The sequence below is a fragment of the Asaia sp. SF2.1 genome (genome assembly GCF_000505765.1).
Taxonomy (GTDB): Bacteria; Pseudomonadota; Alphaproteobacteria; order Acetobacterales; family Acetobacteraceae; genus Asaia; species Asaia bogorensis.
On sequence record NZ_AYXS01000002.1, the window covers coordinates 43259 to 57305 of the forward strand.

At 59.3% G+C, this 14047-nt stretch carries 7 protein-coding genes; 4 read left to right on the forward strand and 3 right to left on the reverse strand.

The window, feature by feature from the left end; translation table 11 throughout:
* Window positions 1-121 precede the first annotated feature (121 nt).
* The 4 genes from P792_RS23080 (at window position 122) to P792_RS23095 (ending at window position 8621) form a co-directional block, all read left to right on the forward strand.
* Complete coding sequence (locus tag P792_RS23080) at window positions 122-3478, forward strand: glycosyltransferase (protein WP_023977630.1); 3357 nt, start codon at window positions 122-124, stop codon at window positions 3476-3478.
* A gap of 20 nt (window positions 3479-3498) precedes the next feature.
* Window positions 3499-6450: a glycosyltransferase gene (locus P792_RS23085; RefSeq protein WP_023977631.1), complete on the forward strand. Its 2952-nt coding sequence runs from the start codon at window positions 3499-3501 to the stop codon at window positions 6448-6450.
* 69 nt (window positions 6451-6519) lie between these two features.
* A complete protein-coding gene (locus P792_RS23090) occupies window positions 6520-7533 on the forward strand; it encodes a glycosyltransferase (protein ID WP_031240011.1) in 1014 nt (337 codons plus the stop codon).
* Between the two features lie 185 nt (window positions 7534-7718).
* On the forward strand, window positions 7719-8621 hold the full coding sequence (locus tag P792_RS23095) for a hypothetical protein (protein WP_023977633.1): 903 nt from the start codon (window positions 7719-7721) through the stop codon (window positions 8619-8621).
* 13 nt (window positions 8622-8634) lie between these two features.
* Here P792_RS23095 and P792_RS23100 read toward each other — a convergent pair whose 3' ends face one another.
* The 3 genes from P792_RS23100 to carB all read right to left on the reverse strand — a co-directional run bounded on the left by P792_RS23100 (window position 8635) and on the right by carB (window position 14047).
* Complete coding sequence (locus P792_RS23100) at window positions 8635-9846, reverse strand: threonine ammonia-lyase (RefSeq protein WP_023977634.1); 1212 nt, start codon at window positions 9844-9846, stop codon at window positions 8635-8637.
* A gap of 72 nt (window positions 9847-9918) precedes the next feature.
* Complete coding sequence (greA, locus tag P792_RS23105; RefSeq protein ID WP_031240013.1) at window positions 9919-10392, reverse strand: transcription elongation factor GreA; 474 nt, start codon at window positions 10390-10392, stop codon at window positions 9919-9921.
* 400 nt (window positions 10393-10792) lie between these two features.
* Window positions 10793-14047 carry a carbamoyl-phosphate synthase large subunit gene (gene carB / locus P792_RS23110; RefSeq protein ID WP_023977636.1) on the reverse strand — a complete coding sequence of 1085 codons (3255 nt, stop codon included), beginning with the start codon at window positions 14045-14047 and terminating at the stop codon, window positions 10793-10795.

Genomic DNA, 14047 nt, shown 5'->3' on the forward strand with positions numbered 1-14047 from the left:
TCAACTTAATTATAAATTCACTCGCGAACACTTTTTCCCGACCGGCGATTAGGTTAAAGGCAGATCAATGGATGGACGGGGATTGCCCCGTTTATTGACGAGATGTGCAGGTGGGGATTTCATGGCTGTTATCTACAATACGAACTACACCCATAACCCGAATTCGTACCTGACCCTCGCGGTCGAGCGTGCTGCACGGGCATTGTTCGGCCATGACCAGATCTTGCTTGCTGATAACATGACCCTGGCCGCTGCGGCTGCGTCAGGCGAGCATGACACGCTTATTTGTATTGACGGCCAGCGTATCAATACGCAGCTCATGCGGCGCATCCGTCCTGCTTTCAAGACGATGATCCTCTGGACGTTTGAAGACCCCTTCATGCGGGATTTCAATGTCGAGAACTCCCATCTTTTCGATTACGTCTTCACCAACGATCCGTCCTGTGCCGAGCATTATCGTGGCAAGGGGTTCTATCTGCCGCTCGGTGCCAGCCGCACGATCCATCATCGCGACGTCAAGGATGCCGAGGCGCTCGATTACGATATCTTCTTCGCAGGGACGATGTGGCCCAACCGCGTCGAGACGCTGCGCCGGATCATCGCAGCCTTTCCGCAGGCCCGCCTCAAGCTGATCTGCCCCGGCAATGAGTATCTGCCGCCGCTCCCTGCTGATCTGGCGGAACTGGCCATTCAGCGCCCGGTGAGCCACGAGGCTTTCATCGACTTCGCCAATGCCAGCGCCGTGACGCTGACCATGTTCCGCGACTATGCCAGCCACGGTGACGTGAGCCAGGCAACGGCTCCGGGACCGCGTTTTTATGAGCTTGGTCTTGCCGGTGCTGCGCAGGTTGTCGAAGCACCCGAAAGCATGGACACTAAGTACTTTGCCGAGGTCGAGGGTACGTTCCTTGCACGCGATGTCGATGGCGTGGTGAGTGCGGTCGCAGCGTTGCTGAATGATCGCGAACTGCGCCGCAAGGCTGCGGTGGCAGCCCAGACCTCCGTGCAGGAGGGGCATCTCTACGAACATCGCCTCCGCTTCATGGCTGAGGTCACGAAGGCGAATTTCGGGCGGACAAAGCCGGGCAGCGAGATTGCCCCGCGCCGTCGCCGTCTGCGCGTTCTGATGTGCACGCACTCCACCATCCATGAAGCAGCCTGGGGCGGCGTCGAGGTCTATCAGCAGACCCTGTGCTCGATGCTGGGTCGTGAAATCGAGTTCTTCTACTGGCTCCGTCGCGGCACGCATTGCCGCCTGACCACGGCAAACGGGCAGGAAGTCGAGCGTTACGACGTGCCGGAAGTGGGCTGGATGGACGCCATGTGCGATGGTCCGGAAGAAATGGCGTTTTCCAATGCCATCAGCCAGTATAATTTCGATATCGTGCATTTCCAGCATCTGGGCCATCACGCCCTGTCGCTGCCGATCATCGCCAAGGCCTGCGGCGCGGGCGTGGTGTTCTCGGCTCATGATTTCTGGCTGATCTCGTCGCGTTATAACCTGCTGAACCAGGATCTTCGTTACGTCGAGGATGAGGTGAAGTCGGTTGTGGCCAGCGACATCATTCTGAAGGTCGCCGAGAACATCGAATATGGCGGTGAGCAGACCCGTCGGGCCTTTATCGCCAAGATGCTTCACTCGGTCGATCTCATCCTGTTCGGAACCGAACACTCGCGCAACCTGACGCATGAGATCTATCCGATCCTGAATCAGAAAAGCAGCCTGATCCTTGGTATCCCTTCCCCCGAGAACACGATCCCCATCGTGCCCAAGGCGTATGAACCGCTGGGTGAACGTCCGCTCAGGGTCGCGATTGTCGGCAACTTCCTGCGCACCAAGGGCGCCGATACCATTCTCAATCTGATCGAGATTGCCCATCCCGATCATTTCGAGTTCCATATCTTCGGTTATATCCATCCGGAATATGACGCGGTGATCAACGGCAAGCCGCGCCCGAACGTGAAGGTGTATGGTCGTTATACGGCGGGTGATATTGCCGCATTGCAGGTGGCCGATGTTGCGCTCAACCTGTCGATCTGGCCCGAAACCTATTGCATCTCGCTCTCGGAGGCCTGGCAGAACGGTCTCATTCCCATCGTCACCGATGTCGGTGCTCTGGGCGACCGCGTGAAGGATGGCGTCAACGGATTCAAGGTGCCGATCGGTCGCGCCAACATGGTGCTCGAGCGCCTCGAACTGCTCCGCTCCTGCGAGGGTATCCGCCGCAAGATCATGGGCAATATCTCGCCCGCGCTCTGGACCCAGGCCGAAACCTATGCTGACGACATGCGTGACGTCTATCGTGAAGCGGCCCCGGTTCGCGAGCTTGGCACGGCTGAGATGCAGATCGATGCCGGGCAGGTTCATCTGCTGCCCCATGCGTCGTGGCGTCATCAGGCCCCGCCGCGTCATATCTTCGATCCGCCAACCATTCGCGATCTGTCAGTGGAACTGCCCGAGACCGTTACGGACTGGTACTCGATCCAGGGCGCTGAATATTACATCGACGACGTCTGCCATTTCGTTCTGGCCGATAACGAGCCGGAGGATTTTGCCGGTTCGTATGAATTCCATATTCGCGGCTGGCATGTTCTGCCGGGCGTCAGCTCCGCAGGGTCGATGTATGCCGTCCTGATTGGTGATGATGACACCCCGATGATCTTCCTGCCCTGCTCTCGCGAGGCGCGTGGGGATGTCGTATCGATTTACCCCAACGCACCGCGTCGCTCGGGTTTCGCCGGTCAGGCTGCCCTGCGCGGCAAATGGTGTGAAGGACGCTTCCGTGTGGCGCTGGTCAATATCGTCAACGGGTCCGGCGCTTTCATGGTCACCTCGGTCGAGATTGCGGTCAAGGATGGCAAGATCAACGAGATCCAGGTCGAGCGCCCGTCCAACGACCAGATCATGGCTGATTTCACACGCGTTTCTCATGCGGATGGGCATCTGCGCGGCATCAAGCTGAGCCGCCTCAATCGTGAGATGACCACGCATCGTGCGCCGAACGATTTCCAGCACTATATCGATTCACTGAGCGGCCTCATTGGTGACCCGGCGCCTCTGCTGACCGAAGATGGCAATCTGTTCATCCGTGGCTGGGGCTTCTTGCGCCAGGTGGAGCGCGCCGGGACCATGTCGGTCGCTCTCGTTGGTGAAGCAGAGAATGACGTGTTCTTCTTCGCGCTCAACCGCTTCCTGCGTCACGACGTGAAGACGATCTTTGCCGATGCACCGCTCTGCGTCGGCTTCGAGGGCTGGCTCTCGGTCGCCTCGGGCTATGCTGCGGAACTGGCTGGCAGCTATCGTCTGTGTCTGGTGAATACGATCGGTGAAATGGTGGGGGTGAAGCCGCTGGATGTGGTGGTCAATGTGGCCGATGGTATCGTCACCTCCGTCGAGCACAGGGATGTCACCGAGGCTGTTGTAGCCCAGGTCAATGACAGCATCGAGGCACGCCACGCGTCCGAGCCTGCTCTCTGACACGCGGGAAAGATCTTCTCATGCAGCATGAGCGCATCCCCAAATGGCGTCAGGTTGATGAAGACTGGTATCTCGGTCTTCATCCCGAGGCGGCTGAGGAAATCGCCACCAACGGCTTGCGTGACGCGACCGAGCATTACGAAACGATCGGGAAATCCTTCGGGTTTTCTCCTAATCGCTATTTCGATGAGGGCTGGTATCGTCAGGCCTATCCCGAGATCTATGCCGAAATCTGTCGCGGTGAGCTGGCCTCTGGCTTTGACCATTATTGCGCGGAGGGTTTTGCAACCCATGCGCCGCATTGGCTGTTTTCCGAGACCTATTACCGGGCACGCAATGGCAGTCTGCTCGACGCATCACTGTCGAGTGGCTTCTATATCAATGGATATGATCATTTCCTCGAGATCGGTGATGTGGACGGGCTTGCCAGCCACTGGTTTGTCGATCCGGAGGCTGTTGCGCGGCTTGCGGTCGAGGCCCCGGTTGAGACTGGCGCAACGCGTGGCCTGTTCGCGGCTCTCGCTTTCGACACACCCGCGATTGCAGACCATCATCGCGTGTCCTGGTATTTCGATCCGGTCTGGTATCGTGAGCGTTATCCTGAGGTTGATCGGGAGATCAGTGCCGGACGTTATGTATCGGCCCTGCATCACTATCTGACCAATCTGACGCCGCGACAGTTCAACCCCCAGGCTTTCTTCGACGACCTGTATTATCTGCGGGTCCATGCCGATGTGGCGCCGAGTATCGATAACGGCTCGTTTCGTAATGGCTATGAGCATTTTGTCAGGTTCGGGGCGAGGGAAGGCCGCCGCCCGGCCGAGGGTATCAACCTGCGCGTCTTTGGCGAAAAGCCTGAGATACGGGCATTACTCGATGCCGGGCTTTATGACAGCGTCTACTCATGCTGGGTGGCCCAGCGCCTGAGATATGGTGAGCAGAGTGACGTTGCGCCGCCGACCGAGGAGCAGACACGCAGGCTCTTCGAAGCCGAAGCCGCATTGCAGCAGCGTATCATCACCCGTCACGCCCCGGATTTCCATTTTGAGGGCGAGCCCGAGCTCTCTGTCATCATGGTGCTGCACGATAAATATGCGCTGACCATGCAGGCGCTGGCATCGCTGCGGGCGAATTATCCCGGCGCAATCCAGCTTATTCTGGTTGATTCGGCATCGAGCGACGAGACGACCCGGATCGAGCACGTCGTGCGTGGTGCCAAAATCATGCGCTATCGCTACAACATCGGGTATCTCGACGGGTGCAACGCAGCACTGGCCGAGGTGCGTGCGCCGGTTCTGCTCTATCTCAACAACGATCTGCGTCTGTATCCCCACGCGATCAGCAATGCGCTTTCGCGGCTGCATGTGTCAGAGGACATTGCGGCTGTCGGTGCCAAGCTGATCCGCAGCAATATGTGGCTCCAGGAAGCCGGGTCGATCATCTGGCGCGACGGTGCGACCTATGGCTACCGCCGCCAGGACAATCCCACGATCCCTGAGGCGAATTTCGTTCGCGATGTCGATTACTGCTCGGCGGCCTTTCTTATGGTCCGCAGCGCAATCGCCCGCGCCCTCAACGGCTATGACACGATCTATCGTCCCGCCTATTTCGAGGACACCGACTTCTGCCTGCGTATCGTGCGCTCTGGCAAGCGCATCGTCTACGATCCCGGTGTCGTGGTCGAGCATCTCGAATTCGGCAGTGCTGGCAATGCGGGCTCGCATGCGCAGATCCAGATCAATCATCGCATCTTTGGCAAGCAGCATCAGGAATATCTGAGGCAGCAGCTTCCTGCCCATGTGCGTAATGCCGTTCTGGCCCGTTCCCATCGTGGTGCCCGGTGTCGCGTCCTGTTCATTGAGGATCGTATCCCCCTGCGTTCGCTGGGCTCGGGATATGTCCGCTCCAATGATCTGGTCTGGGCCATGAGCCGTCTTGGCTTGCAGGTCACGGTGTTCCCGGTGTTGCCGAGACCTGCGAGCCATCTCGATCTGGCGACCAACTTCCCGGATGATGTGGAACTCATGGCGCATAGTGATCTCGGCGATCTCAATGCATTTATCGAGGAACGAGCGGGCTATTATGATGTTATTTGGATTGGGCGCACCCATAATCTGACACGTCTTCTTCCCGTGCTTACCGAACAGAGCCGCCATCTGCCCGTTGACAGCGTCGTGCTCGATACCGAGGTGATTGCGGCACCGAGAGCGATTGCCAAAGCGCGCTTCCACCCGCCAAAGGAAAAGCTCCTGCCTCTGGGCGAGATGGTGTCGCGCGAGCTTGAGGCAGCGCATTACTGCCAACGCATTGTGGTCGTTTCGGAGCATGATGCGGCCCTGGTGCGGGACGCCGGATATGAGAACGTGTCGATTTTAGGCCATGCCTTGACGACGCGCCCGGATCCACGCGGTTTCGAGGACCGGCGTGACATTCTGTTCGTCGGCGCTCTGCATGATAAGGATGCGCCCAATTTCGACAGCCTTTTCTGGCTGATCAATGATGTGCTGCCCGAAATGGACGAACATCTCCCCGACGATGTGCGGCTCACGGTCGCCGGTTTCGTCAATCCGGCGCTTGATGTGTCGGCACTGCGTTGTGCGAGGCGGGTGAACTGGCTTGGCCCCGTGGATGACCTGAGGCCCCTCTACGCGTCGCACAGGGTTTTCGTGGCGCCGACCCGATATGCTGGTGGCCTTCCGTACAAGGTGCATGAAGCAGCCTCGTATGGCCTGCCTGTCATGGCTACGCGTCTGCTTGCCAGTCAGATGGGCTGGGCCGACGGCGCCGAGCTGATCAGTGCCTCGAGTGAGGATCCGCTCGCCTTCGCCTTCGCCCTCGCAGAGCTCTACGAAAATGGCGAAAAATGGAAAATGATCCGCTCCGGGGCTTTGCGGGCCGTGGAACGTGATTGCAGCCCGGCGCGATTCAGTCACGCGTTGGAGACGATTATCGAAGCGAGTGTGGCGCCCTGAGGCTGCCGCGTCTGATAATGGGTGCGGGGGACGCCCCCCGGCCCGAAACGAGGAATGGACGGTAAGACCATGTCAGCAGAGAAGAAAAACGCGGGATCCAAGGCTGCTGGCAAGACGCAGCGTGTTCTCGTTTGCAGTGGCGGACGCTATGAGTCGCAGGCCAATGCGCAGATACGTGAATCCATCATGGATGGTTGGGCCGAGTGCTTTGGCGAGGAAAATGTTGTCGCCGTGCATATCAGCGGTGCCGCAGCAGCAGTGGAGCGTATTCAGCCGACCATCGTCTTTGCTATAGGCTCCTATCTCCCCGAGAGCACCTATTTCGGTGAGGTCTGTCGCGAGGCCAAGAAGATCGGGGCGACGACCGTTTTCTGGGCAACAGAAGACCCCTACGAGCAGGACGCCAATTATCGCATCACGGATGACTTCGATGTCATCTTCTCCTGCGACCGCTGGGGGCACAATTTCTATCAGCGCGAGCGTGTCTATCATCTGCCGCTCGCAGCCAGCCGCAAGCTGCATTATGCGCCGATCGAGGCGGATGTGGAAAAATCGATCGATGTCCTTTTCTGCGGTGTGGCCTTCACGAGCCGCAAGGATATTGTGCGCAACCTGATGCCCACGCTCCGCAACCTGAATATCAAGATCATTGGTCCAGGCTGGGGTGAGTTTGGTATCGGTTTCTCGGATGCGCGCATCGAGAAGGCACAGCTTATCGAGTTGTATCGTCGCTCCAAGCTTGTGCTCAATCTGGGCCGCTCGCTCCATTTCGAAAACAAGCGCTTCATGATTTCACCCTCGACGCCCGGTCCGCGTACCTTCGAGGCCGCTGCTGCAGGTGCTTTCCAGGTATTCCATGAGGATACCTATGAACTGCGCCGCTACTTCACGGCCGATGAGATTCCGACCTTCTCGAACAAGATCGATTTTGATCGTCTGGTGGCCCGCTATATCAACGACACGCCGCTCTGCATCGAGATGGCGCGCCGTGCTCAGGCGCGCACGATGGAGGAACATACCTATGGCCATCGTATCCGCGCGGCCATTGCGGTACTGAAGCGTGAGGGCTTCGTGCAGGGCTGAAGTCCTGCGCAATGGCGGGTGATCGATCCGGCCTGTTCATTTCGAAGCAGGTCGGATGGAACGATGAGAGATGCCCGCTCGCTCTGTTGAAATAATCGATATGTGATCGCACTGCAGTATGCCAGCGTCTTTTCTTGCTCGAGACGGATGATACAGTTTGTCACGTCCGTTCTTCGGGAGAGGTCATGCGTACTGCTATCCTGTCACGTCGCTTTGCTATCCTGGCTGTTGTCGGGTTGACGGGGCTGTCGGCCGGAAATCCTGCTTTTTGTCAGGAGCATCTGACCGTGCATGGCATGACCCATGACGCTCTTGAGGATCATCTGATTTTCGAACTGGGGGAACGTCAGTTCGACACGCTGCCACGATGGCATCAGCAGGTATGCGTCGATATTCATGGCGTGCAGGAGCAGTTCGATAAAATGCTGTTCTCTCACCTCAAAAATACAGGGAGTAGTCTGGGGCTGTCTCTGTCGCGTGATTGCAGGGCGAAGCAGCTTTTTGTCTTCTTTACCGACCAGTCCGATGCGCTGGCTGCCGGAATACACAAACTGAACCCCGATCTGTTCGTCGGTCTGGATAATGCGCAGGAATATCAGGAGAGCAAGGTCGAAGCGACCCGCGATGAGGTCAGGCAGTTTCTCAAACCACGTGCTGTCAGGTGGCTGGCATCGTCGTCCATGCGCAACAAGAGCGATATGCCGCCGATCATCATGCCATCGGGGTTTCCGGTTCGATATGCTGCGCCGGTAGAGGATAGCGCTCTGGGGAATGTGACAACCCGGCGGGACCTGACGATTGTTCTGATCATCATCGATATCAACCGCCTCAGAAATGAATCCTGGGGCATGCTGGGTGATCTGCTCTCGCTCGTTGCATTTGCGGCGCCGCATCTTCGCGACGGTTACGACGACCGGAGTCTGCTCAGATACACGCAGAGCGAGATCCTTGAGGGACCGACAGGGGAGATGCTTCCCTATGACAGGGCCGTTCTGGCAACGCTTTATGCCCTCCCGGACGACTACGACCAGTCAGATGGCCTGAACTGGATGGCCAGCCATTTCTCGCCCGAGGCCCGCTCGCACTAATCGGGCAGCAGGTTCAGCCGCGCGTCAGATGATAATGGCTGCGCAGATCGGCCTCGATCTGGTCAGCATGAGCCCCATCGCGCGCTTCGATCATGATCTCCAGCTCCGCCGTCTGCACAGAAGGAGCGGCGAAGAGGCGCTGATGCGAGACCTCGATGATATTGCCGCCAGCATTGCCGATGCGCGTGGAGATATCAGCCAGCACACCGGGACGATCAGGGATCTGAAGGGTAAGCGACAGCAGGCGGCCATCACGGCGCAGGGCGCGGAGTAGCGTATTGGCGAAAATGCGTGTGCCAATATTGCCACCCGTAATCGGCAAGGCCACCCGCTTGTCCTTAAAGAGCTCGGGATAGGCCATCACTGCCGCCAGAGCTGCCGCGCCAGCACCCTCGGAGACCTGCTTGGCCTGTTCGGCCAGATGGGCAATGGCCGATTCCACCTGAAGCTCAGTGACGACCAGAACACGATCGAGAAGCGGGCTGACCGTCTCGAGGCAGGTATTGCCGATCTGCATGACCGCAATACCTTCGGCAATGGTGGAGCCACCACGTGCCTGTACGGCCGCTTCGGGGAAGGCGGAGAGTGAGGCATGACTTTCGACCTGCACGCCGATGATCTTCGTGTTGGGGCTTAGCGCTGCCGAGGCGATGGCCGAACCACTGATCAACCCGCCACCGCCAATCGGCAGGACCAGATAATCGAGCTCAGGGCTATCCTCGATCAATTCGATGGCGAAGGTGCCCTGACCCGCCATGATGGCTACATCATTGAACGGGTGAACCAGAACGAGGCCGTTCTCCTTGCGGATTGCCTCAGCCACCATCGAGGCTTCGGCAAAATCCTCACCCTCGGTCACGACATGCGCGCCCCAGCCACGTGTGCGCTCGACCTTGGCCGAGGGCGTATGGCGCGGCATGACGATGGTGGCGTCAATGCCAAGCAGGCTGGCATGACGGGCCACGCCCTGAGAATGATTGCCTGCCGAGACCGCAATCACGCCGCGTTTCTTCTCCTCGTCGCTCAGCAGCGCCAGCTTGTTGGCGGCACCGCGCTCCTTGAACGAGGCGACAGCCTGCAGATTCTCGAGCTTCAGCCAGATATCGGCACCCGTCATCTTGCACAGGGCCGCGCAGCGAATGCTGGGCGTGCGCACAATATGAGGGGCAATCCGCTCATGAGCGGCAAGGATATCGGCGAAGGTGAGGGTGAGGCTTTCGGACACGGTCTTCTTTTCTTGCTTTGGGGCCGGCCGTCCGAAACCGCCAGACGCCAGCCCGTGCTGATGCTGATCCGTTTATTTGAAAGTGACGGCCAGAATCTCGTAGCTCTTGTCGCCACCCGGGGTCGGTACGGTCACACTGTCACCTACCGACTTGCCGATAAGCGCCTTGGCGAGCGGCGAGGAGACAGAAAGGCGGCCCAGCTTGATATCAGCCTCGTGGACACCCACGATCTGATAGCTGCTCTCCTTGTCCGTTTCCTCATCGACCAGTTCGATATGAGCACCGAATTTCACGGTGTCACCCGAGAGCTGCGAGGGGTCGATGACTTCAGCCGTCGAAATCAGTTCCTCGAGTTCGAGAACGCGCCCCTCGATGAAGGACTGACGATCGCGTGCAGCATGATATTCGGCGTTTTCCGAGAGATCGCCATGAGCGCGTGCTTCGGCAATGGCGCGGATGACGGCCGGACGATCTTCGCTTTTCAGCCGACGCAGTTCATCTTCTAGACGGGTCAAACCTTCACCGGTCATCGGAATCTTCTGCACAGCGCATTCCCCAAAACGAGTTCAGCCCTCGCGTAGCGCCTAGGAACAACAGTGTTCCAGGGCCCTGCACGGGGCATGGATGGGCATGAGACAATCCCCGCCCGCAATTTGATCAGATAAATTAGGTCTTCCGGGGGGTAAATTCAAGGCGAGCCTCGAAATGAGGGCCTGTTTTGCACAGAGTTGATCATCTCGGGGAGGCAGCAGGGCTCTGCCCTGAAATGCGCCAAAAGGCGGCCGCCCTCCGAAAATCCGCGACTTGAGGATGTCGCATCCCGCCTCGAAGGCCTCAAAGCGGGGATGAAAGGGGCAAGCCCCTTTCCGCAGCGCGAGGCAGAGCCACGTCACCCTACCCGGCTTGAAACAGCCGGGTAGGGGAAAAGGACAAAGCCTCGTGGTCTCAAAAAGCGCGTTTGAAGTAGGATTGAAGGGGCGCCACATCCAGCCCGCCATCCTTGATGGCCGAAATGGCATAGATCGCCGCACGCGCCCCGGCGAGGGTGGTGAAATGCGGCACACCGCCAAGCAGCGAGGAGCGACGGATATCGAAGCTGTCGCGCACGGCCTGGGCGCCCTGCGCCGTGTTAATGACCAGCTGCACGTCACCCGAGCGGATGGCGTCCACGCAGTTCGGGCGGCCTTCCAGCACCTTGTTCACGCGTTTGACGGGAATACCGGCCTCTTCAAGGCGGGCTGCCGTGCCGCGTGTGGCGAGAATGCTGAAACCCATTTCGATCAGCTTGCGTCCAAGGGCCTGAACCTGCGTCTTGTGACCGTCGCGCACCGAAAGAAGCACCGCACCGGACTGGGGCAGCACCACACCGGCGCCAAGCTGCGACTTCGCAAAAGCGCGCTCGAAGCTGCTGTCGAGACCGATAACCTCACCCGTGGAGCGCATTTCCGGACCAAGAATGGTGTCGGTATCGGCAAAGCGATGGAACGGGAAGACAGCTTCCTTGACAGCCACGTGCGGAGAGATGGCGTCGCCATCGAGCTTGAAGCTCGAGAGTTTGGCCCCTGCCATCACGCAGGCCCCGATCTTGGCCACCGGCACGCCGGTCGCCTTGGCAACGAAGGGCACCGTACGCGAGGCGCGAGGGTTCACCTCGAGCACGAAGACTTCCTGATCCTTGATGGCGTATTGCACGTTCATCAGGCCCACAATGCCAAGCTCACGGGCCATGGCTTCGGTCTGGGCTTTCAGCTCGGTCACGATAGCCGGTGAGAGGGTATAAGGCGGCAGCGAGCAGGCAGAGTCACCGGAATGGATCCCGGCTTCCTCGATATGCTCCATCACGCCTGCAACATAGACATCCTGACCGTCGCAGATGCAGTCCACATCGGCTTCGATGGCGTCGTTCAGATAGCGATCGAGCAGGATCGGGCCATTGGCGACTTCGGCACCCGCCAGAAGAAGGGTGGAGCGCAGGTAACGCTGCAGCCCCGCCGGGTCGTAAACGATCTCCATCGCGCGGCCGCCCAGCACATAGGACGGACGAACCACGACAGGGTAACCAACCTTTTCAGCCACGGCCTCGGCCTCACCCGGGGTGCGTGCGATGCCGTTCTCGGGCTGGCGCAGGCCAAGCTTGCGCAGCAGGGCCTGGAAGCGCTCGCGGTCCTCCGCACGGTCAATGGCGTCAGCCGGGGTGCCGAGCAACGGGATGCCGGCGGCTTCCAGCGCACGGGACAGCTTCAGCGGGGTCTGGCCACCATATTGCACGATGCAGCCCAGAATCTCGCCACCAGCCTGCTCGGTGCGGATGAGAGAGATCACATCCTCATCGGTCAGCGGCTCGAAATAGAGACGATCCGAGGTGTCGTAATCGGTCGAGACGGTCTCGGGGTTGCAGTTGACCATGATGGTCTCGAACCCGGCCTCACGCAGCGCATAGGCGGCATGAACGCAGCAATAATCGAATTCGATACCCTGACCGATGCGGTTGGGACCGCCACCGAGGATGACGATCTTCTTGCGGTCTGTCGGACGGCTTTCGCATTCCGGTACACCGAACCCGCCTTCATAGGTCGAGTAGAGATAAGGCGTGTCAGAAGCGAACTCGCCCGCGCAGGTATCAATGCGCTTATAGGCGGGCGTCACAGCGAGCCGGAGGCGGAATGCCGTCACTTCCTCGACGCTCTGTCCCGTCAGGCGGGCAAGCTGGCGGTCGGAGAAGCCCTGCGCTTTGATGCGGCGCAGATTGCGGGCATCCTGCGGCAGGCCATTGGCGGCGATCTCGTTTTCCGACACCACGATGTCATGAAGCTGGCGCAGGAACCACGGCTCGAAACGGCAGGCGGCGTTGATGTCCTCAAGCGAAAGTCCGGCGCGCATGGCCTGTGCTGCCATGAGAATACGCTCGGGGCGCGGCTCGGAAAGTGCAGCGCGATAGGCATCAAGCGAGCCATCGCCCGGTGCTTCGACAGGATCGAGTCCCGTCAGCCCCGTTTCCATCGAGCGTAGACCCTTCTGCAGGGCCTCGGCGAAGGAACGGCCAACCGACATGGCTTCACCCACCGACTTCATCGAGGTCGAGAGCAGGGCGGGGGCACCAGGGAATTTCTCGAAGGTGAAGCGGGGTATCTTCACAACAACGTAGTCGATGGTCGGCTCGAAGCTGGCAGGCGTCGTGCCGGTAATATCGTTGGCGAGTTCGTCCAGCGTATAGCCCACGGCCAGCTTCGCCGCGATCTTGGCAATGGGGAAACCCGTCGCCTTGGAGGCCAGCGCCGAGGAGCGTGACACGCGCGGATTCATTTCGATGACGACAATACGGCCATCATCGGGGTTGATACCGAACTGCACGTTCGACCCGCCGGTTTCGACACCGATCTTGCGCAGACAGGCGATCGAGATATCGCGGAGCTTCTGATATTCCTTGTCGGTCAGGGTTAGGGCCGGGGCAACGGTGATGGAGTCACCCGTATGCACGCCCATCGGGTCGATGTTTTCGATGGAGCAGACGATGATGCAGTTATCTGCCTTGTCGCGGACGACCTCCATCTCGAATTCCTTCCAGCCCAGCACGGATTCCTCGATTAGAACCTCGGTTGTGGGGGAGGCATCGAGACCGCCAGCCACGATCTGGTCGAATTCCTCACGGTTATAGGCAATGCCGCCACCGGCGCCGCCCATGGTGAAGGAAGGGCGGATAATGGCGGGCAGGCCCACTGATTCCAGCGCCGCGCGGGCTTCTTCGAGCGTGTGGGCGATGGTGCTGCGCGGGGATTCTACGCCGATTTCGTCCATGGCCTCGCGGAATTTCTGACGGTCCTCGGCGCGGTCGATGACTTCAGCATTGGCGCCGATCAGCTCAACATTATGCTTCTTAAGGAAGCCCGACTTGTCGAGCGCCATGGCGGCGTTGAGCGCCGTCTGACCACCCATTGTCGGCAGAACGGCGTCAGGCTTTTCCTTGAGGATGATGCGCTCGACGAATTCCGGGGTGATCGGCTCGACATAGGTGGCATCGGCCAGACCCGGATCGGTCATGATGGTGGCCGGGTTGGAGTTGATGAGGATGACGCGATAGCCTTCCTCTTTCAGCGCCTTGCAGGCCTGCGTGCCGGAGTAATCGAATTCACAGGCCTGACCGATCACGATAGGGCCAGCGCCGATAATGAGGATCGACGAGATATCTGTACGTTTCGGCAT

Coding starts and splice junctions, on each gene's coding strand:
- P792_RS23085 (WP_023977631.1), top strand. CDS start 3,499: ATGCAGCATGAGCGCATCCCCAAATGGCGTCAGGTTGATGAAGACTGG.
- P792_RS23095 (WP_023977633.1), top strand. CDS start 7,719: ATGCGTACTGCTATCCTGTCACGTCGCTTTGCTATCCTGGCTGTTGTC.
- P792_RS23090 (WP_031240011.1), top strand. CDS start 6,520: ATGTCAGCAGAGAAGAAAAACGCGGGATCCAAGGCTGCTGGCAAGACG.
- carB (WP_023977636.1), bottom strand. CDS start 14,047: ATGCCGAAACGTACAGATATCTCGTCGATCCTCATTATCGGCGCTGGC.
- P792_RS23080 (WP_023977630.1), top strand. CDS start 122: ATGGCTGTTATCTACAATACGAACTACACCCATAACCCGAATTCGTAC.